General features: G+C 62.5%; 17 protein-coding genes. 9 read left to right on the top strand and 8 right to left on the bottom strand.

The window, feature by feature from the left end; translation table 11 throughout:
- Nucleotides 1-40: 40 nt before the first annotated feature.
- The 6 genes from CKW24_RS00430 to yccS all read left to right on the top strand — a co-directional run bounded on the left by CKW24_RS00430 (nucleotide 41) and on the right by yccS (nucleotide 9,540).
- Complete coding sequence (locus CKW24_RS00430; RefSeq protein WP_095164402.1) at nucleotides 41-1,483, top strand: TldD/PmbA family protein; 1,443 nt, start codon at nucleotides 41-43, stop codon at nucleotides 1,481-1,483.
- The gene (locus CKW24_RS00435) at nucleotides 1,483-2,820 is read left to right on the top strand and encodes a TldD/PmbA family protein (RefSeq protein WP_095164404.1); all 1,338 of its coding nucleotides are present in this window, start codon (nucleotides 1,483-1,485) and stop codon (nucleotides 2,818-2,820) included. Before CKW24_RS00430 ends, CKW24_RS00435 begins: the two co-directional genes overlap by 1 nt.
- A gap of 98 nt (nucleotides 2,821-2,918) precedes the next feature.
- Nucleotides 2,919-4,346, top strand: a complete 1,428-nt coding sequence (gene mdtD / locus CKW24_RS00440) for a multidrug transporter subunit MdtD (protein WP_095164406.1) — start codon at nucleotides 2,919-2,921, stop codon at nucleotides 4,344-4,346.
- A 105-nt stretch (nucleotides 4,347-4,451) separates the two neighbouring features.
- Nucleotides 4,452-5,789, top strand: coding sequence for an ATP-dependent RNA helicase DbpA (gene dbpA, locus CKW24_RS00445; RefSeq protein ID WP_237235031.1), 1,338 nt, complete (start codon nucleotides 4,452-4,454; stop codon nucleotides 5,787-5,789).
- A 158-nt stretch (nucleotides 5,790-5,947) separates the two neighbouring features.
- Nucleotides 5,948-7,126, top strand: coding sequence for an NAD(P)/FAD-dependent oxidoreductase (locus tag CKW24_RS00455; protein ID WP_095164409.1), 1,179 nt, complete (start codon nucleotides 5,948-5,950; stop codon nucleotides 7,124-7,126).
- A 230-nt stretch (nucleotides 7,127-7,356) separates the two neighbouring features.
- On the top strand, nucleotides 7,357-9,540 hold the full coding sequence (yccS, locus tag CKW24_RS00460; RefSeq protein WP_095164411.1) for a YccS family putative transporter: 2,184 nt from the start codon (nucleotides 7,357-7,359) through the stop codon (nucleotides 9,538-9,540).
- Nucleotides 9,541-9,558: 18 nt separating this feature from the next.
- Here the strand turns inward: yccS and CKW24_RS00465 are convergent, their stop codons facing one another.
- Nucleotides 9,559-10,296, bottom strand: a complete 738-nt coding sequence (locus CKW24_RS00465) for an ABC transporter substrate-binding protein (RefSeq protein ID WP_095164412.1) — start codon at nucleotides 10,294-10,296, stop codon at nucleotides 9,559-9,561.
- A 264-nt stretch (nucleotides 10,297-10,560) separates the two neighbouring features.
- On the opposite strand from CKW24_RS00465, the gene CKW24_RS00470 reads away from it, so the two are divergent.
- Nucleotides 10,561-11,013, top strand: coding sequence for a GNAT family N-acetyltransferase (locus CKW24_RS00470; protein WP_095164414.1), 453 nt, complete (start codon nucleotides 10,561-10,563; stop codon nucleotides 11,011-11,013).
- Nucleotides 11,014-11,077: 64 nt separating this feature from the next.
- On the opposite strand, the gene CKW24_RS00475 is transcribed toward CKW24_RS00470, so the two are convergent.
- Genes CKW24_RS00475 through CKW24_RS00485 form a run of 3 tightly spaced genes read right to left on the bottom strand, consistent with a single transcriptional unit; the run spans nucleotide 11,078 to nucleotide 14,056 of the window.
- Nucleotides 11,078-11,374 (bottom strand): helix-turn-helix domain-containing protein, encoded by a 297-nt coding sequence (locus CKW24_RS00475; RefSeq protein ID WP_095164416.1) that lies wholly within the window; start codon nucleotides 11,372-11,374, stop codon nucleotides 11,078-11,080.
- A gap of 23 nt (nucleotides 11,375-11,397) precedes the next feature.
- Complete coding sequence (locus CKW24_RS00480; protein ID WP_095164418.1) at nucleotides 11,398-11,889, bottom strand: M48 family metallopeptidase; 492 nt, start codon at nucleotides 11,887-11,889, stop codon at nucleotides 11,398-11,400.
- A gap of 43 nt (nucleotides 11,890-11,932) precedes the next feature.
- Nucleotides 11,933-14,056 carry a bifunctional diguanylate cyclase/phosphodiesterase gene (locus CKW24_RS00485; protein WP_095164420.1) on the bottom strand — a complete coding sequence of 708 codons (2,124 nt, stop codon included), beginning with the start codon at nucleotides 14,054-14,056 and terminating at the stop codon, nucleotides 11,933-11,935.
- A 327-nt stretch (nucleotides 14,057-14,383) separates the two neighbouring features.
- Between CKW24_RS00485 and CKW24_RS00490 the strand changes: the two genes are divergently transcribed.
- Together CKW24_RS00490 and alr are read left to right on the top strand one after the other, a co-directional pair.
- Nucleotides 14,384-15,052 carry a polysaccharide lyase family 7 protein gene (locus CKW24_RS00490; protein ID WP_095164422.1) on the top strand — a complete coding sequence of 223 codons (669 nt, stop codon included), beginning with the start codon at nucleotides 14,384-14,386 and terminating at the stop codon, nucleotides 15,050-15,052.
- 166 nt (nucleotides 15,053-15,218) lie between these two features.
- Complete coding sequence (alr, locus tag CKW24_RS00495; protein ID WP_095164424.1) at nucleotides 15,219-16,448, top strand: alanine racemase; 1,230 nt, start codon at nucleotides 15,219-15,221, stop codon at nucleotides 16,446-16,448.
- A 71-nt stretch (nucleotides 16,449-16,519) separates the two neighbouring features.
- Here alr and fba read toward each other — a convergent pair whose 3' ends face one another.
- From fba to CKW24_RS00515, 4 genes are all read right to left on the bottom strand, one after another.
- Nucleotides 16,520-17,584: a class II fructose-bisphosphate aldolase gene (gene fba / locus CKW24_RS00500; protein WP_027617054.1), complete on the bottom strand. Its 1,065-nt coding sequence runs from the start codon at nucleotides 17,582-17,584 to the stop codon at nucleotides 16,520-16,522.
- Between the two features lie 116 nt (nucleotides 17,585-17,700).
- On the bottom strand, nucleotides 17,701-18,033 hold the full coding sequence (locus CKW24_RS00505; protein ID WP_095164426.1) for an MliC family protein: 333 nt from the start codon (nucleotides 18,031-18,033) through the stop codon (nucleotides 17,701-17,703).
- 59 nt (nucleotides 18,034-18,092) lie between these two features.
- Complete coding sequence (locus tag CKW24_RS00510; protein WP_095164428.1) at nucleotides 18,093-18,314, bottom strand: hypothetical protein; 222 nt, start codon at nucleotides 18,312-18,314, stop codon at nucleotides 18,093-18,095.
- A gap of 33 nt (nucleotides 18,315-18,347) precedes the next feature.
- Nucleotides 18,348-19,511: a phosphoglycerate kinase gene (locus tag CKW24_RS00515; RefSeq protein ID WP_095164430.1), complete on the bottom strand. Its 1,164-nt coding sequence runs from the start codon at nucleotides 19,509-19,511 to the stop codon at nucleotides 18,348-18,350.
- Nucleotides 19,512-19,529: the final 18 nt, after the last annotated feature.

The raw sequence follows: 19,529 nt of genomic DNA on the forward strand, positions 1-19,529 counted from the left end.
GATCACAAACCTGTGATCCAACCCACAAGGAGGTTCGTGCATGTTCGATTTCCACCCCCAGCTCAAGCAGCGCTTCGCTGCCCTGCGCACCGGCGCTGAATTTTTTTCGCTGCGCTACGTGCGCGAGTCTGGCCAGTACCTGTCGGTACGCAAGAACGTCGCCGAGCCACCTCACCTGAGCCGCGACGAAGGCGCGATGCTGACCGCCCGGGTCAATGGCGTCGAGGCCTATGCCGCGACCAACGACCTGTCGCCCGCCGGCCTGCAGGCCGCCCTCGACCGCGCCGAACAACAGGCCCGCGCGCTCGCGGCCCACGCCCTGCTCGATCTGCGCCAGCACACCGTCTCCAGCGAACGTGGCGACTACCTGTCACCGGATCTGCAACAGCCCTTCCCGTCCCTCAGCGAGTGCTACCAACTGCTCGGCGCCGAATCCGCCGCCGTGCCCAAGGACGACCGTCTGGTGAACTGGCAGGTCAGCATCGGCATCAACCATGTCGAGCAGATTTACCTCAACAGTGCCGGCGCCGAACTGCGCCAGGCGCAACGCTTTGTCTACCCGGGCCTGGACGTCACCGCCTACGACGGCAATGACAGCCAGACCCGCAGCCTGGGCCGCGAGAACTTCGGCCAGCAAGGCAGCGCCGACGTCATCAGTCGTTGCGGGCTGATCGGCGCCGGCCCCCTGGTCGCCGACCAGGCCCTGCAACTGCTGCTCGCCCCCAACACCCCGCAAGGCCCGCGCGACCTGCTGCTGATGCCCGACCAGATGATGCTGCAGATTCACGAATCCATCGGCCACCCGCTGGAACTGGACCGCATCCTCGGTGACGAGCGCAATTACGCCGGCACCAGCTTCGTCAAGGCCAGCGACTTCGGCCACCTGCAATATGGTTCCCGGCTGCTCAACGTGACCTTCGACCCGGACATTCCCGAAGAGCTCGCCAGCTACGGCCATGACGACGACGGTACTGCCGCCAGCAAGCAGTTCCTGATCCGCGAGGGCCGGCTGGAGCGTCCGTTGGGCGGTGCGCTGTCGCAGTTTCGCGCCGGTATCGACGGCGTCGCCAACAGCCGCGCCTGCGGCTGGAACCGGCCGCCGATCGACCGCATGGCCAACCTCAACATCGAGCCGGGCGAGCAGTCCCTGGAACAACTGATTGGCGGCATCGAACACGGCGTGCTGATGTCGACCAACCGCTCCTGGTCCATCGACGATGCGCGCAACAAGTTCCAGTTCGGCTGCGAGTGGGGCCAACTGATCGAGAACGGCGAACTCAAGGGTGTAGTGAAGAATCCCAACTACCGGGGCATCAGCGCGCAGTTCTGGAACAACCTCAGTGCCGTAGGCGACCGCAGTACGCTCAAGGTGCTGGGCACGCCGAACTGTGGCAAAGGCGAACCGAACCAGGTGATCCGCGTGGGCCATGCCTCGCCAGCCTGCGTATTCAGCAACATTGATGTGTTTGGGGGAGATGCCTGATGAGCAGCGCATTGAGTCAGGTCGAACAGTTCAAGGCCCTGGTGTCGTGGCTGCGCAGCGCCCTGCGCGAGTCGGAGCAATTCACCTTGAGCTATGCCGCCGAATCCTCGGCGTTCGTACGCTTCAACCACGCCAAGGTGCGCCAGGCCGGAGAGGTGCAACAGGCCAGCCTGGGCTTCAAGCTGATCGACGAGGGCCGGCATGCCGACCTCAACATCACCCTGGCTGGCGACCCGCAAGTCGACCAGTTGCGTCTGGCCGAGGGTCTGCAGCAATTGCGCGAGACCCTGCCCTTGCTGCCACCGGACCCGTACCTGCTGCTCAACCACAGTGGCTGGCAGAGCAAGCAAGTGCAGGAGCATCCGCTGCCGGACACCGCCCAGGTGGTGGAACAAATCGCCCGCGCGGCCGAAGGCCTGGACCTGGTCGGTTTTTATGCCGCCGGCCCCATCAGCCGGGGTTTCGCCAGCTCGGCTGGGGCTTTCGGTTGGCACCAGGCCAACAGCTTCAACTTCGATTTCAGCCTGTTCCACGCCAACGGCCAGGCGGTAAAGGCCAGCTACGCTGGGCACGACTGGAGCGATGCCGGTTTTGCCAAGCGCTTCGAACAGGCGCGCGAGCAACTGGAGTTTCTGGGCCGCCCCCTGCATACCCTGGCACCCGGGCAATACCGGGCCTACCTGGCACCGGCCGCGCTCGACGAGATTCTCGGCATGCTCTGCTGGGGTGGTTTCTCGGCGCAGTCGATTGCCAGCAAAAGCAGCCCGCTGCAAAAACTCTACGGCGGCGACCAGCACTTCAGCCCGCTGCTGGATCTTGCGGAGAAAGTCAGCGGTTCCCTGAGCCCGGCATTTTCCGGCGAGGGCTACCCACGCAGCGACCTGGCATTGATTGTCGCCGGCGCGGCAGGTGAACAACTGGTGAGCTCGCGCAGTGCTGCCGAGTATGGCCTGACCGCCAACGGTGCCGGCGGCGGTGAGTCGCCCAGCGCCCTGAACATGGCCGCCGGCACCTTGCCCGAAGCCGAGATTCTCAAGCAACTGGGCACCGGCCTGTACATCAGCAACCTGTGGTACCTGAACTACTCGGACCAGCCGGCCGCGCGCCTGACGGGCATGACCCGTTTCGCCACCTTCTGGGTCGAGAACGGCGAGATCCAGGCACCGGTCAGCACCATGCGTTTCGACGACAGCGCCTACAGCCTGCTGGGCTCGCAACTGGAAGCGCTGACCCAGGAGCGCGAGCTGATTCTGTCGGCCAGCACCTACGACCAGCGCGCCACGGCATCGGCGTTGCTGCCAGGCGCGCTGGTCAGCCGCTTGACCCTGACCCTGTAAACACAATCCGTAGCAGCTGGCGAAGCCTGCGTTCGCCAGCCGCGACAGGGGTTCCATCGCTCTGCGGCTGATGTCATCAAATAATGCCTAGAGGTCCCATGCCCAATCGCCCCGACCTGGACGCCACCACCGCCCGCTGGATTCCCTGGGTGGTGGCGATTGCGTTTTTCATGCAGTCCCTCGACGGGACCATCCTCAACACCGCCCTGCCCGCCATGGCCCGCGACCTGGCCGAAGACCCATTGCGCATGCAGGGTGTGATCATTGCCTACATGCTCACCGTGGCATTGCTGATTCCCGCTTCGGGGTGGATAGCCGACCGCTTCGGCACCAAGAAGATCTTCTTCGGTGCGATCCTGCTGTTCAGCTTTGGCTCCCTGCTCTGCGCGCTGTCGGAGACCCTGAGCATGCTGATCGGCGCCCGGGTGATCCAAGGCCTGGGCGGCGCCTTGATGCTGCCGGTCGGGCGCCTGGTGGTGCTGCGCGCCTACCCGCGTTCGGAGCTGGTGCGGATCATGGGGTTCATCACCATTCCCGGTCTGCTCGGCCCGCTGATCGGGCCGACCATGGGCGGCTGGATGGTGCAGTACCTGACCTGGCACTGGATCTTCCTGATCAACCTGCCCGTGGGCCTGGTCGGTTGCTACGCCGTCTGGAAGTTCATCCCTGACCTGCGGGGCAGTGAGCGCACGCGTTTCGATGGCCTGGGCTTCGTGCTGTTCGGCGCGGCCATGGTGCTGATTACCATCGCCATGGAAGGGTTGGGCGAACTGCACCTGCCGCACCTGCGGGTGATGTTGCTGCTGTTTGGTGGCATGGCCTGCCTGGCGGCCTACTGGCTGCGGGCCGGACACATCGACAATCCGCTGTTCGCGCCGTCGCTGTTCAAGACCCGGACCTTTGCGGTGGGCATCCTGGGCAACCTGTTCGCCCGCCTGGGCAGCGGTGCATTGCCGTTCCTGGTGCCGTTGCTGCTGCAAGTGGCGTTGGGTTATTCGCCCTCCCAGGCCGGGATGAGCATGTTGCCGCTGGCTGCGGCCGCGATGCTTGCCAAGTCGGTGGCGCGGCCGTTGATCGAGCGTTTTGGCTACCGCATCGTGCTCACCGGCAACACCCTGGCGCTGGGGATCATGCTGGCAAGCATGGGCCTGGTCAGCGAGCAGACGCCATATTGGCTGTTGCTGGTGCACCTGGGCGTTCTCGGGGCAATCAACTCCCTGCAGTTCACCGCGATGAACACCGTGACCCTGATCGACCTCGACGACGCCAGCGCCAGCAGCGGCAACAGCCTGCTGTCGGTGGTCGCGCAACTGTCCCTGAGCCTTGGGGTAGCCTGTGCCGGTGCGTTGCTTGGCGGCTTTACCGCCGAGGTCGGCAACGATGGCGTGGAGACCATTCTCGGGGCGTTCCAGATGACCTTTGTCACCGTGGGCATCATGGCGATGCTGGCCGCGACGATCTTCTCCCAGCTGTCCAGAGAAGACGGACGGCGCGTCAAACGTCCGGAACAGCACATCGAACCTTAGGGCGAATGGCCACCGGGCTGGTACACTGCGCGACATTTTGTTTTGCAGGCCAGTCCCGTGACCACCATCGCCACCGCTTTTAATACTTTGCCGCTGTCCGCCGCCATGCTGGCTAACCTCGACTCTTTGGGTTATGCCGAGATGACGCCGATCCAGGCGCAAAGCTTGCCGGTGATCCTCAAGGGGATGGATCTGATCGCCCAGGCCAAGACCGGCAGCGGCAAGACCGCCGCCTTTGGTATCGGCCTGCTGAACCCGATCAATCCGCGCTTCTTCGGTTGCCAGGCGCTGGTCATCTGCCCGACCCGCGAACTGGCCGACCAGGTTGCCAAGGAAATCCGTCGCCTGGCCCGTGCCGAAGACAACATCAAGGTCCTGACCCTGTGTGGCGGCGTATCGTTCGGCCCGCAGATCGGCTCCCTGGAGCACGGTGCGCACATCATCGTCGGCACCCCGGGCCGCATCCAGCAACACCTGCGCAAGGGTTCGCTGGTCCTGCACGGCCTGAACACGCTGATCCTCGACGAAGCCGACCGCATGCTCGACATGGGTTTCTACGATTCCATCGAAGAAATCATTGCCCAGAGCCCGGAGCGCCGCCAGACCCTGCTGTTCTCCGCCACTTACCCGGTGGGCATCAAGCAACTGGCCGCCAAGTTCATGCGCAACCCGCAGCAAGTGAAGGCCGAGGCGTTCCACGACGACAGCCAGATCGAACAGCGCTTCTTCGAGATTTCCCCGGAAGAGCGCATGGACGCCGTGGTCAAGGTGCTTGCGCACTACCGTCCGCAGTCCACCGTGGCCTTCTGCTTCACCAAGCAGCAAGTACAGGAAACCGTCGACCACCTGACCGCCAAGGGCATCTCTGCCGTCGGCCTGCACGGTGACCTGGAGCAACGTGACCGTGACCAGGTCCTGGCGATGTTCGCCAACCGCAGCACCTCGGTGCTGGTCGCCACCGATGTGGCTGCCCGCGGCCTGGACATCGATGCGCTGGACATGGTGATCAACGTCGAGCTGGCCCGGGATTCGGAAATCCACATCCACCGCGTCGGCCGTACCGGTCGTGCCGGTGAAAAAGGTATCGCGATCAGCCTGGTGGCGCCGTCCGAAGCGCACCGCGCCCAGGCCATCGAGCTGCTGCAGAAGTCGCCGCTGAGCTGGGATCAACTGAGCAACCTGCCCTCCCAGGGCGGTGGTCCGCTGCTGCCGGCCATGAGCACCCTGTGCATCGGTGCCGGGCGCAAGGACAAGGTTCGTCCGGGCGACATCCTCGGCGCACTGACCGGCGACGCCGGCGTGCCGGGTGCCCAGGTCGGCAAGATCGCAATCTTCGACTTCCAGGCCTACGTGGCCGTGGACCGCAGCATCGCCAAGCAGGCTGTGCAGCGCTTGAGCGAAGGCAAGATCAAGGGCCGCTCGTTGCGCGTGCGGATTTTGTAAGCGATCTTCATCCCAACGAAGATCCCTGTGGGAGCGGGCTTGCCCGCGATAGCGGACTGACAGACAACATCAATGTTGGATGTGCCAGCCCCATCGCGGGCAAGCCCGCTCCCACATTGGTTTGTCGGTGAATTAAAAATTTGTGTGAGGACACCGTTTTGCGCTCTACCGAAGTCGTGATCATTGGCGCTGGCGCCGCAGGGTTGATGTGTGCACTGACCGCCGCTGGGCGCGGGCGCAAGGTGTTGTTGCTGGACCACGCCAACAAGGCCGGCAAGAAAATCCTCATGTCGGGCGGTGGGCGCTGCAACTTCACCAACATGTACACCGAACCGAGCAATTTTCTCTCGCAGAATGCGCATTTCTGCAAATCCGCCCTGGCCCGCTACACCCAGTGGGATTTCATTGGCATGGTGGCCAAGCATGGCGTGCCGTACCACGAGAAGAAGCTCGGCCAACTGTTCTGCGATAACAAGTCCAGTGACATCCTCGAGATGCTGCTCAGCGAGTGCGACCAGGCCGGCGTCAGCCTGCACCTGGACACCTCGATCCAGACCATCGAGAAACTCGCCAGCGGCTACCTGCTGGACACCACCCTCGGCCAATTGACTTGCGAGTCCCTGGTGATCGCCACCGGCGGCCTGTCGATCCCGACCCTGGGTGCCACGGGCTTCGGTTATCAGGTCGCCCGCCAGTTCGGTCACGAACTGCTGCCGACCCGCGCCGGCCTGGTGCCGTTCACCATTACCGACCAGCTCAAGGAGCTGTGCGGCGAGTTGTCCGGCACCTCGGTGGACTGCCTGGTGAGCTGCAACGAGCAGAGTTTCCGCGAGAACATCCTGTTCACCCACCGCGGCCTCAGCGGTCCGGCGATCCTGCAGATTTCTTCGTTCTGGCAGTCCGGCGACACGCTTGAAATCAACCTGATGCCCGACCACGACGTACCGGCCTGGCTGCAACAACAGCAAGCCGAAAGGCCGAACAGCGAGCTGAAAACCTTGCTTGGCGAGATCTTCACCAAGAAGATGGCCAACCTGCTGGCTGACAACTGGTTCGTCTCCAAGCCGATGAAGCAGTACACCCACGCTGAAATTGCCGAGATCGCCGACAAGCTGGCGAGCTGGCAGCTAGTACCGGCCGGTACCGAAGGCTACCGCACTGCCGAGGTCACCCTGGGCGGTGTCGACACCCATGAGGTGTCCTCCAAGACCATGGAATCGCTGAAAAGCCCCGGGCTGTACTTCATCGGCGAAGTGCTGGATGTCACCGGCCACCTGGGCGGCTTCAACTTCCAGTGGGCCTGGGCTTCGGGCTACGCGGCGGCGCAGTACGTCTGACACCCCACGGCCCTGTAGGAGCGAGCCTGCTCGCGAAAAACGTCAACGATAACGCGTGTATTCAGTATAAACGCGGCGTCTTTGAGTTTTTCGCGAGCAGGCTCGCTCCTACAGGGGGCGTGTTTACCAGGGAAGGAACAGATTTTGCTGTCAGATGTGATCGGCGCCATTGCGTCGGCGTCATTACTGGCTCAATTTAGCGTCATTGCCCCGGAAGGCCTTCGCACTTCATGCCATCGACTTCGTTTCGTCAGTCTCTGCGTCGCCTTTGGGCACTGGATAAATTCAGCTACAGCGTGCGGGTATTCATCGCCCTGACCGGCAGCATGGCGCTGTGCTGGTACCAGGATGAGATGGGCCTGCTGATTCCGCTGTTCCTGGGGATTATCGCCAGCGCCCTGGCCGAGACCGACGACAGCTGGCAAGGCCGGCTCAATGCGCTGGCGGTCACGCTGGTGTGTTTCAGTGTCGCGGCGTTCTCGGTCGAACTGTTATTCCCCTACCCCTATATCTTCGTGTGCGCGCTGGCGCTGGCCAGTTTCGGCCTGACCATGCTCGGCGCCCTGGGCGAGCGGTATGGGGCGATTGCCTCGGCAACCTTGATTCTCTCGGTCTACACCATGATTGGCGTTGACCAGCGCGGCGGCGCGGTCACCGATCTGTGGCACGAGCCGCTGCTGCTGGTGGCCGGGGCAGCGTGGTACGGCCTGCTCTCGGTGTTGTGGCAGGCGCTGTTTTCCAACCAGCCAGTGCAACAAAGCCTGGCGCGGCTGTTCCGCGAGCTGGGGTTTTACCTCAAGCTCAAGTCAGCGCTGTTCGAGCCCGTCCGGCAGATGGACGTCGAGGCCCGGCGCCTCGAACTGGCGCAGCAGAACGGCCGAGTGGTGGCCGCCCTGAACGCCGCCAAGGAAATCATCCTGCACCGGGTCGGCAATGGCCGGCCGGGGTCGAAGGTCAGCCGTTACCTGAAGCTGTACTTCCTCGCCCAGGACATCCACGAACGCGCCAGCTCCTCGCACTACCCCTACAACGCCCTGGCCGACGCCTTCTTCCACAGTGACGTGCTGTTCCGCTGCCAGCGCCTGCTGCGCCAGCAAGGCAAGGCCTGCCGAGCGCTGGCCGAGTCGATCCAGATGCGCCAGCCGTTCGTCTACGATGCCAGCTTCGCCCAGGCCCTCAGCGACCTCGATGCGTCCCTGGAGCACCTGCGCATCCAGAGCAATCCAGCCTGGCGCGGCCTGCTGCGCTCCTTGCGCGCCTTGGCCGCCAACCTTGGCACTCTCGACCGCCTGCTCAGCGATGCCAGCAACCCCGACAGCCTGGCCGATGCTACCGACAGCAGCCTGCTCGACCGCTCGCCGCGCAACCTCAAGGATGTCTGGGTCCGCCTGCGCACCCAGCTGACGCCCACCTCCCTGCTATTCCGGCATGCCCTGCGCCTGCCCCTGGCGTTGACCATCGGCTACGCCATGGTGCATTTGATCCACCCCTCGCAGGGCTACTGGATCATCCTCACCACGCTGTTTGTCTGCCAACCGAACTACGGCGCGACCCGACGCAAACTCGGGCAACGGATCATCGGCACCGCCATCGGCCTGACCGTGGCCTGGGCGCTGTTCGACCTGTTCCCCAATCCACTGGTGCAATCGTGCTTCGCGATTGCCGCCGGGGTTGTGTTCTTTATCAACCGCACCACCCGCTACACCCTGGCCACGGCGGCAATCACGGTGATGGTGCTGTTCTGCTTCAACCAGGTCGGTGACGGCTACGGGCTGTTCCTGCCGCGCCTGTTCGATACCTTGCTCGGCAGCCTGATCGCCGGCCTGGCGGTGTTCCTGTTCCTGCCGGACTGGCAAGGCCGTCGGCTGAACAAGGTGTTGGCCAACACCCTGACCTGCAACAGCATCTACTTGCGCCAAATCATGCAGCAGTATGCCGCCGGCAAACGCGACGACCTGGCCTACCGCCTGGCTCGCCGCAATGCGCACAACGCCGATGCCGCCCTGTCCACCACCCTGGCCAACATGCTCATGGAGCCTGGGCATTTTCGTAAGGAAGCGGACGTCGGCTTCCGCTTCCTGGTGCTGTCCCACACCTTGCTCAGCTACCTCTCGGGCCTGGGCGCGCACCGCGAGACCCAGCTCCCGGATGAAGTCCGCGAGCACCTGATCGAAGGTGCCGGCGTCAGCCTGGCGGCGAGCATCGACGAAATCGCCCAGGGCCTGGCAAGCAAACTGCCGATCGCCATTCACAGTGACACCGAAGAAGCCCTGGCCGCGGAGCTTGAGCAGATGCCGGACGAAATCGATGAAGGCCAGCGCCTGGTGCAGAGCCAACTGGCATTGATCTGCCGTCAACTCGGGCCGTTAAGGACGCTGGCGGCGCATTTGATCAAGGACACGCGCCAGGATTGAGCTAGCTCCCTCAGAGTTTTACATCCCATGCTGGCGGAGCAGCCGGTCGTAGCTGCCATCGGCCTTCATCTCGGCGATTTCCCGGTCAAACCCGGCGACTATCTTCGCGTGGTCCGGGTTCTTCAGGCTGACCAGAATGTGCAGGCTGTTTTCGCTCAAGGGCCTGGGCAAAAATTCCACCGAATTGCGTACCTTGGGTGATTCGCGCGCCAGGAAATAGCGGGCGACGTACTCGTCCTCCAGGGTCAGTTGCACCCGGTCAGCCGCCAGCATGCGCACGGCCATGGCGAAGTTATGCACCGGGACCTTCTGCAGGGCCGCGTCGCCGTCGAACTCCGGGGAATAGGCATAACCGCGTACAACCGCAATCGGGTAGGTGTGCAACTGCTGCAGGTTGTTGTATTCGATGGGTGCATCCCTGCGCTTGAGAAAGCGGATGCGATTGAGCAGGTATTCGGCCGAATACTGCCCAAGCTCGGTGCGCTCCTCGTTGTACCAGGCATTCACCAGCACGTCGTAGCGCCCTTCGCCCAAACCCAGCAACGCCCTGGCCCAGGGCACTTGCTGGAAATCACTGGCATAACCGGCCCGCGCCAGCGCGGTGCTGACGATATCGGTGGCCAATCCGCCATTGACCAACGTCGCGTCAGTGAAGGGCGGCCAGGCATCGGCAACTAGCCGCAGCTTGTCCGCTGCAGCGCTCTGGCTCAGCAACAGCAGACCAATCAAGGCGAAGGCTCGAAGCAATCGCGGCATGCCCAGGGATCCTTAGAGGGCGCGAAGCCCAGCGTATTTGTAGCCGAACTCGATATCTCGTACACCGACTGACGGCGACCGCCCAGGCTATAACAATAGCCGAGCATGGCCTCGGCGATTCGCCTCAAAACAGATTACACAAAGATGACGAAGCCGCGCGAAATGAATGATGGCATTTTGGTCTTTGTCACAGAATTTCCTGCAGGCAAGACATCCAGAAGCCAGACGCTTAGTATCAGGACCAGACTTTCAAAGGACGCGAAGATGACAGTTGAATGGGTTTGCAAACACCACAGTGACCTGGGCAAAGAGCAGCTTTATGCCATTTTGCAGTTGCGTACACAGGTGTTCGTGGTCGAACAGAAGTGCGCCTACCAGGAAGTCGATGGCCAGGACCTGGACAGCGACACCTGCCACTTGATGGCCTGGGACGGTGATCAACTGGTGGCCTATCTACGCCTGCTCGACCCCACCTCGCAAGGCGGTGACGTGGTGCTCGGCCGAGTGGTGATTGCACCGCAGGCCCGGGGCCAGGGGCTGGGTCATGAGCTAATGGAACAGGCGCTCAAGCAGGCCGAAAAATACTGGCCGCAGACTCCGATCTACCTGTCGGCCCAGGCCCATCTGCAGGGGTACTACGGGCGTTATGGGTTTGCCGTGGCCGGTGAGCAATACCTGGAAGACGGCATCGCGCATATCGGCATGCGGCGGCCCTGAAGGCCTTTGCGCAGGGTAGGTGCTGGTTGGCCAGCGAAGGCGCCAGCACTACCAGCGCAAACACTCAGGGATAACCCAACACCGCCTTGATCTGGCGCAGATGCTGTTCGATCCAGCGCGGATCGATCGCCCCCCACTCGCGAATGCAGTAACGTCCGGCGTGGTTGCGCGCGCCCTCCTCCTGCTCGAACTCACAGACCACATCCAGGTCCGCCAGGGCGGCAATGGTGTCCTGGGCCGTGCGCCGGGGCATGCCGGTGACTTCGGTCAGTGCCGGGACACTGCTGGCCAGCCCGCTGTCGATCAGGTACGCCACGTACAGGCGGCGGTAGAAGCTGCTCTTGGTCTTGCTCACGTCCATCCAGACACTCCTGCTGGTGATGATTACTGCATGTCCCGCCAGGTCAGATAAACCCGCAAATCGAATTCCAGCTGGTGGTAACCGGGCAGCATGTGTTCGCACAACTTGTAGAACGCCTTGTTGTGGTCGGACTCTTTGAAATGCGCAAGCTCATGCACCACGATCATCTTGAGGAACTGCGGCGCGGCATCCTTGAACAAAGAGGCAATGCGGATTTCTTTCTTGGCCTTGAGCTTGCCGCCCTGCACCCGTGAGATTGCGGTATGCAGGCCAAGTGCACGATGGGTCAGGTCCAGGCGGTTGTCGAACAGCACTTTGTCGATCGCCGGTGCGTTGCGCAGGTATTCCTGCTTGAGCTCCAGCGCATAGGTGTACAGCGCCTTGTCACTCTGCACGGCGTGCTTGTCCGGATAGCGTTGGCTCAGGTAGGCGCCCAGCCGATCCTGCTCGATCAGTTGATGCACCTGCTGTTGCAAGGCGGCGGGATACGCCTGGAGGTATTTGAGCGCGGTCATGGGACAACAACAAAAGTCACGAAAGACCGCCAGTGTAGCGAATTCAGGCGCTCGCCGCGCTCCAGTCGAACGGCTGCACAAAGTCCCTGACCTCGTCCGCCATCAATGGCCGCGCCACCAGGCAACCCTGGGCAAAGGGACAACCATTGGCCAGCAGCCACTGATACTGGGCAATCGATTCGACCCCTTCGGCGATCACCAGCACGCCGAATTGCCTGGCCAGCTCGATGATGTTTCGCACCAGCGCCGCATCCCGCGGCGAGTCCAGGACCCGGGCGATCAGATGCCGGTCCAGCTTCAAGGTATCGAGTTCGACATCACGCAGATGGGTCAGCGAACAAGGCCCCGAGCCAAAGTCGTCGAGCGCCACCCGCACCCCGAGGTTGCGCAGCAGGCGCAGTTGCTTGCGCGCTTCATCGGGGTTGTGCAGCAAGGCCTCTTCGGTGATTTCCACCTCCAATTGACGGGGTAGCAACTGATGGCGCTCCAGCACGAGCCGCAACTCAGTGGCCAGGTTAGGCATGCAGAACTGGGTGTTGCTCAGGCTGACCGCCAGCACCATGTCTTGGCTGAACAGCTTGTCCCAGGCCTTTCGCTGCTGGGCACTGCTCTGGTAGATCCAACTGCCGAGGCGGCTGATCAGTTGCGCTTCTTCCAGCAGCGGCAAGAACAGCCCCGGCGAAACGTCGCCGACACTGGGATGCTGCCAGCGCAGCAAGGCCTCGAACCCGCGTATGCGTCCATCGGCCAATGAAACCTGAGGCTGGTAGACCAGGTTGAAATCCTTGTGCTCGATGGCCGAACGCACGCTCTCCTCGAGCATCAAGCGGGTCCGCGCGCGGCCATTCATGTCGTGGTCGTAGAAACGGTACTGCTGGCGACCTGCGCGCTTGGCCTCATACATGGCGATATCGGCGGTACGCAGCAAGTCGTCGAGGCTGGCGCCGCAATCCGGATACGTGGCGATGCCGATGCTCGCGCCCAGCGCTACGTCCAGCCCGTCAATCTGCTGACAGATCGACACCCGCTCTATGAGTTTCTCCGCCATTTTCGCCGCTTGCTCGGCGAACTCGAGGTCAAGTAGCGCGGTGAACTCATCGCCGCCCATGCGCCCCAGGATATCGAAGGGGCGCAGGCAGGCCTTCAACTGTTCCGCGACCCAGCGCAGCACCCGATCGCCGGCGTCGTGCCCCAACGAATCATTGACCCGCTTGAAGCCATCCAGATCCAGGTACAGCAACACCCAGACACTGCCCGCACGCTCGCCGCGCAGCAGCAGGTTTTCCGTAGCCTGGTAGAACCCCCGGCGGTTGAGCAGGCCGGTCAGCGGATCGGTGACCGCCTGGAACTCCAGTTGCTGATGCAGGTGGCAGACCACCGACATGTCGAGCACGGTGACCACCATCGCCCGCTGCTCAGGCGGCAGCGGCGCACACGACAGCGCCACTGGCACTTGCTGCCCGGACGCGGTACGCAGCATCGCATCATGGGCGCGCCAGGTCTCGCCGCGACGGTAGTGGGCATGGATGTCCGAACCGGCCCACAGGGTGATCGGCGGCTTTTGCAGAAAGTCGATGAAACCTGTCCCCTGTAGCTCGTCGACCCTGGCGCTGAGCAGGCGGCACATCGCCGGATTGGCAAAGCGCACTCGCCCATCCTCGCCCACCACCAGGATGCCTTCGGCGGCATTCTCCAGTACCGAGGCGTTAAAGGCCCGCGCCGCCTCCAGGTCCTGGCTCAACTGCTGCAGTGCCCGGCGGCTGCGCTGATGCTCAAGCAGGGCCTGGACCTTGGGTTTGAGTATCTGTGGGTCGAACGGTTTGAACAGGTAGTCCACCGCGCCATGGGCATAGCCCTTGATCACGGCGTCCGGGGATTGCTCGTTAGCAGTCAGGAAAATGATCGGGGTCAACTGGGTGCGTTGGCTGCCGCGCATCAGGCGGGCTACTTCGAAACCATCCATGCCCGGCATCTGCACATCCAGCAGTACCAGGTCGACCTCATGTTCGAGTAACAGGTTCAGGGCTTCCAGGCCCGAGGCAGCAGTCATCACCTGCCAATCCTGGCGCTGCAGCAACGCACGCATGCTGACCAGGTTTTCCGGGTAATCATCAACGATCAAAAGAACCGAGCGGCCGTCACCTGGCTTGGGTTGCGCGCATTCCATGCTGCTTCTCTTTCTGGGGAGGGGTGAAACGGCTTACCGAAAAAACCGGACAAACGTTGTGTGTTTCACTTTAGACCGGGATTTGTCCAATCAGTAGGTATCAACACGCCATCACCGCATCAAAGCAGGCGGCTCCCGACTAACGGACTGTCTTTGCAGGCCCCGCAGACCGCTACGTGTGGCACGTCGCCATTTAGCTGGCGCCAATTAACCGCCAGGCGGGCCTTAACAAAGCACCCTCCCGGGCTTATAAAGGCCGCCCCCAAGATGGGCGGGCCAGAGCTTCCCCCGCGCCATTTCAGCCAGTACTCGTGGAATTCTTTGACGATGATCGATCTCGCAACCTGGAACCTCAGCGTTCCCGTTGGCACTCCCCCGGCTACCATCGACACCCCGAAACTGGTCAGTGGTTTCAAGAACCAGTATTTCCATTCCAACACCGGCACCCTGTTTTTCTGGGCTCCGGTCACCGGAACCCGCACTGAAAACGCGATCTATCCACGCACCGAGCTGCGCGAAACCTTCAGCAACGGCACCCTGCGCAATTGGCTCTACCCGGACGCCGACAACTCGTTGCGGGCCACCCTGGCGGTTAACCAGGTGCCGAGCTCGGGCAAGCTGGTCATCGGCCAGATCCACGCGTACGACAGCCAGAAACCGCTGGTGAAACTCGAGTACCAGTACAAAAGCACAACCGCCACCGGCAACATCGTCGCCAAGGTACGGATGCGCCCGGATGATGCCGAAGGCCGGGTGATCACCATCGCCAGCGGGGTCAAGCTCGACCGCGACTTCTCGTACCTGATTCATTTGAGCCCGGGCGGCGCCCTGGGGATCAGCGCCGCCGGCTCCCAGTGGGACAGCCAGATCAGCAGCACCTGGCGCAACAAACCGCTGTATTTCAAGGCCGGGGTCTATGTGCAGGACAACAGTGGCAACAGCCAGGAAGGCGGCAAGGTGACCTTCAGCAAGCTGGACATCGATCACGACAAATAAACGCGTGTGGTACGGGCGAATCAGCAAGGTGACGGGAGACAGATGCAGCACCACGACGCTTTCAGACAGATCCGCGTCGAGGGGGTCGACATTTCTGTAGGACAATCTGAGTATTGCCCCGCGTAAATACGACACCCCCTACAAGAACGTCATGGAGACACACCCGATGCCCTTTACTCGCTCCCTTCTCGCACTCTCTCTGGGCATGGTTTTGTTGCACAACCCGGTCTTCGCCGCACCACCTTTGTCGATGGCCGATGGGGTGGCCCAGGTCCACGCCCAGGACAGCAACGCCTGGGTCGAAATCAACAAAAGCGCGTTCGAAAACAACATTCGCGCCCTGCAGGCCACCCTCGCCGACAAATCAAAGATCTGCGCCGTACTCAAGGCGGACGCCTACGGCCACGGCATTGGTCTGCTCATGCCCTCGGTGATCGCCATGGGCGTGCCGTGCGTGGGCGTTGCCAGTAACGAAGAAATCCGTGTGGTGCGTGAAAGCGGCTTCAAGGGCCAGCTTATCCGCGTGCGCACGGCCGCCCTGAGCGAGCTGGAAGCAGCCCTGCCCTACAACGTCGAAGAGTTGGTGGGTAACCTCGACTTCGCCGTCAAAGCCAGCCTGATTGCCGAACAGCATGGCCGCCCGCTAGTGGTGCACATTGGCCTGAACTCCAGCGGCATGAGCCGCAATGGCGTGGAAATGACCACCGCCCAGGGTCGCCGTGACGCAGTCGCCATTACCAAGGTGCCGAACCTCGACGTGCGGGCGATCATGACCCACTTCGCGGTCGAAGACGCCACCGACGTGCGTGCCGGCCTCAAAGCGTTCAACCAGCAAGCCAAATGGCTGATGAGCGTGGCCCAACTGGACCGCAGCAAGATCACCCTGCATGCGGCCAACTCCTTCGCCACCCTGGAAGTGCCCGAGTCACACCTGGACATGGTCCGTCCCGGCGGCGCGCTGTTCGGCGACACCGTGCCGTCCCATACCGAATACACCCGGGTGATGCAGTTCAAATCCCACGTCGCCTCGGTCAACAGCTACCCCAAGGGCAACACGGTCGGCTACGACCGCACCTTCACCCTGGCCCGTGACTCGAAGCTGGCCAACATCACCGTGGGCTACTCCGACGGCTACCGCCGTGCCTTCACCAACAAAGGCATCGTGCTGATCAACGGTCATCGTGTGCCGGTCGTCGGCAAAGTCTCGATGAATACCTTGATGGTCGACGTCACCGACGTACCGAGCGTCAAAGGCGGCGACGAGGTGGTGCTGTTCGGCAAGCAGGGCAACGCCGAGATTGCCCAGGCAGAAGTCGAAGACATCAACGGCGCGCTGCTGGCCGACCTGTATACGGTGTGGGGCAACTCCAACCCGAAACTGCTGGTCGACAAATAAGCCAACGCCGAGCACAAAAAAACCCGCCTTGCGGCGGGTTTTTTCAATGCAGGTGGCGCAACGCTTAAGGCTTAGTTGACCTTGGCGTTCAGCTCACCTTTGAGGTAACGCTGGTACATCGCTTCCAGGGAGATCGGCTTGATCTTCGAAGCGTTGCCGGCAGTACCGAAGGCTTCGTAACGCGCGATGCACACGTCACGCATGGCGGTCACGGTGGCGCCGAAGAATTTACGCGGGTCGAACTCGCTCGGGTTGGTGGCCATCAGGCGACGCATCGCACCGGTGGATGCCAGGCGCAGGTCGGTGTCGATGTTGACCTTGCGCACGCCGTGCTTGATGCCTTCGACGATTTCTTCAACCGGTACGCCGTAGGTTTCTTTGATGTCGCCGCCGTACTGGTTGATGATCGCCAGCCACTCTTGCGGCACCGAGGAAGAACCGTGCATCACCAGGTGGGTGTTAGGGATGCGCTTGTGGATTTCCTTGATGCGGTCGATCGCCAGCACGTCACCGGTAGGTGGCTTGGTGAACTTGTAGGCGCCGTGGCTGGTGCCGATGGCGATGGCCAGGGCATCGACCTGAGTGCGCTTGACGAAGTCAGCTGCTTCTTCCGGGTCGGTCAGCATCTGGCTGTGGTCCAGCACGCCTTCGGCGCCGATGCCGTCTTCTTCACCGGCCATGCCGGTTTCCAGCGAACCCAGGCAGCCCAGCTCGCCTTCTACCGATACGCCGCAGGCGTGGGCCAGGGCTACGGTCTGCTGGGTGACACGGACGTTGTAGTCGTAGTCGGTCGGGGTCTTGCCGTCTTCACCCAGGGAGCCGTCCATCATGACCGAGCTGAAGCCCAGTTGGATCGAGCGCTGGCAGACGTCAGGGCTGGTGCCGTGGTCCTGGTGCATGCACACCGGGATATGCGGGAACTCTTCGATCGCCGCCAGGATCAGGTGCCGCAGGAATGGCGCGCCAGCGTATTTACGGGCGCCGGCCGAAGCCTGGACGATCACCGGGGAGTCAGTCTTGTCAGCGGCTTCCATGATGGCGCGCATCTGCTCAAGGTTGTTTACGTTGAAAGCTGGAACGCCGTAGCCGAATTCGGCGGCGTGGTCCAGCATCTGGCGCATGCTGATAAGTGCCATTGTGTGTCTCTCTCCCGGTTTAGGGTCGTTAATCGTGCAAGCCTGCCGTAGCGGCGGCTGCTATTCAAGTTATTGCTGATCGGGGGTAAGGCCGACCTGCGTGTATTCGTTGTGTGTTACTTGGCCTTGCAGCCACGGCCGATCAAATCGTTGGTGGCAACCCAGTACACCAGGCCTTCCTCACCTTTGAGGTGAAAGGCCAGTTGGTCGTCGCTGTACAACGTGCCACTGCCGGCCGGCTCAAGCTTCAAGCGATGCACCTGATCATCCCCCAGCCGCACCTCCACGGTGTCCTGCGTGGCATCGGTGAAGCGCCAGTGCACCTGGGCCTGGCTGTCACAGACCCAGTCGGTCCACGTGCCGGACGCTGCCGGCGCTGATGCAAACGGGTTCAAACTGGCGCAACCGGCAAGTACTGCCAGGGACACCACGGCGATCAAGCCTTTCATCCATCTTCCTCGGCGGTCGGCACACGCCAACCGCACTGGGCGTTAGTGAATCAGACCGGTCAGGGACAACCCTGTTCCTTGGCCGGAGTGTGCGTCTCGTACTTATCCAGGCCCTCGGGCCCGGAACGCTTGTTGAGCACCGGGTTGGTTTCCGCCTGCCAGTCGGCCTGGTAACAGCCTTTGTCGGGCGCGCCGGTGTCCGGGTCCTTGGCGGCCTTGGGATTACTCCCACAGCCGGCCAGCACTGCCGCGGCGATCAACGTCGCTAACGTCTTGACCATGTGAACACTCCTTTGCCTGGTCAACGGGCGGCCTCAGGCCTTGGCCCGGCTTTCCAGGACTTCTACGGCCGGCAGCACCTTGCCTTCGACGAATTCGAGGAATGCGCCGCCACCGGTAGAAATGTAGGAGATTTGCTCGGCAACGCCATATTTATCGATGGCCGCCAGGGTATCGCCGCCGCCCGCGATGGAGAACGCCGAGCTGTCTGCGATGGCCTGGGCCAGCACTTTGGTACCGTTGCCGAACTGATCGAATTCAAACACGCCCACTGGACCGTTCCACAGAATAGTCTTCGACGACTTCAGCAGCTCAGCGAAATGCGCTGCAGTCTGTGGGCCGATGTCCAGGATCATGTCGTCTTCAGCCACATCAGCGATCAGCTTGACGGTGGCCGTGGCGCTCTCGGCGAATTCCTTGGCAACCACCACGTCGACCGGCAATGGCACGCTGACTTTGCCGGCGATAGCGCGCGCGGTGTCCAGCAGGTCAGGCTCGTACAGGGACTTGCCGACCGGGTGCCCCGCCGCTGCGAGGAAGGTGTTGGCGATGCCGCCGCCGACGATCAACTGGTTGCAGATCTGGCTCAGGCTGTTGAGCACGTCCAGCTTGGTCGAGACCTTGGAGCCGGCCACGATGGCGGCCATTGGCTGGGCCGGGGCACCCAGGGCCTTGCCCAGTGCATCCAGCTCGGCAGCCAGCAGGGGACCCGCTGCGGCCACCTTGGCGAACTTGGCCACGCCGTGGGTCGAACCCTCGGCACGGTGCGCGGTGCCGAAGGCGTCCATCACGAACACGTCGCACAGGGCGGCGTACTGCTGGGCCAGTTCGTCGGCGTTCTTTTTCTCGCCCTTGTTGAAGCGCACGTTTTCAAACAGCACGATGTCGCCGGCCTTGACGTCGACGCCGCCCAGGTAGTCGGCCACCAGCGGCACGTCACGACCCAGCGCCTTGCTCAGGTACGCCGCAACCGGTGCCAGGCTGTTCTCGGCCGAGAATTCACCTTCGGTCGGACGACCCAGGTGCGAGCAGACCATCACGGCCGCGCCTTTTTCCAGGGCCAGCTTGATGGTCGGCAGCGAAGCCAGGATACGCGCATCGCTGGTGACTACACCGTCCTTGACTGGGACGTTGAGGTCTTCGCGGATCAATACGCGCTTACCTTGCAGATCGAGGTCGGACATCTTCAACACGGTCATGGGTCGCACTTCCTGTTA

This window comes from Pseudomonas sp. Irchel 3H3, assembly GCF_900187635.1.
Classification (GTDB): domain Bacteria; phylum Pseudomonadota; class Gammaproteobacteria; order Pseudomonadales; family Pseudomonadaceae; genus Aquipseudomonas.

Coding starts and splice junctions, on each gene's coding strand:
- CKW24_RS00480 (WP_095164418.1), bottom strand. CDS start 11,889: ATGACCGCGCTCAAATACCTCCAGGCGTATCCCGCCGCCTTGCAACAG.
- CKW24_RS00515 (WP_095164430.1), bottom strand. CDS start 19,511: ATGACCGTGTTGAAGATGTCCGACCTCGATCTGCAAGGTAAGCGCGTA.
- CKW24_RS00435 (WP_095164404.1), top strand. CDS start 1,483: ATGAGCAGCGCATTGAGTCAGGTCGAACAGTTCAAGGCCCTGGTGTCG.
- alr (WP_095164424.1), top strand. CDS start 15,219: ATGCCCTTTACTCGCTCCCTTCTCGCACTCTCTCTGGGCATGGTTTTG.
- fba (WP_027617054.1), bottom strand. CDS start 17,584: ATGGCACTTATCAGCATGCGCCAGATGCTGGACCACGCCGCCGAATTC.
- CKW24_RS00470 (WP_095164414.1), top strand. CDS start 10,561: ATGACAGTTGAATGGGTTTGCAAACACCACAGTGACCTGGGCAAAGAG.
- CKW24_RS00510 (WP_095164428.1), bottom strand. CDS start 18,314: ATGGTCAAGACGTTAGCGACGTTGATCGCCGCGGCAGTGCTGGCCGGC.
- yccS (WP_095164411.1), top strand. CDS start 7,357: ATGCCATCGACTTCGTTTCGTCAGTCTCTGCGTCGCCTTTGGGCACTG.
- mdtD (WP_095164406.1), top strand. CDS start 2,919: ATGCCCAATCGCCCCGACCTGGACGCCACCACCGCCCGCTGGATTCCC.
- CKW24_RS00485 (WP_095164420.1), bottom strand. CDS start 14,056: ATGGAATGCGCGCAACCCAAGCCAGGTGACGGCCGCTCGGTTCTTTTG.
- dbpA (WP_237235031.1), top strand. CDS start 4,452: ATGCTGGCTAACCTCGACTCTTTGGGTTATGCCGAGATGACGCCGATC.
- CKW24_RS00505 (WP_095164426.1), bottom strand. CDS start 18,033: ATGAAAGGCTTGATCGCCGTGGTGTCCCTGGCAGTACTTGCCGGTTGC.
- CKW24_RS00475 (WP_095164416.1), bottom strand. CDS start 11,374: ATGGACGTGAGCAAGACCAAGAGCAGCTTCTACCGCCGCCTGTACGTG.
- CKW24_RS00490 (WP_095164422.1), top strand. CDS start 14,384: ATGATCGATCTCGCAACCTGGAACCTCAGCGTTCCCGTTGGCACTCCC.
- CKW24_RS00465 (WP_095164412.1), bottom strand. CDS start 10,296: ATGCCGCGATTGCTTCGAGCCTTCGCCTTGATTGGTCTGCTGTTGCTG.
- CKW24_RS00430 (WP_095164402.1), top strand. CDS start 41: ATGTTCGATTTCCACCCCCAGCTCAAGCAGCGCTTCGCTGCCCTGCGC.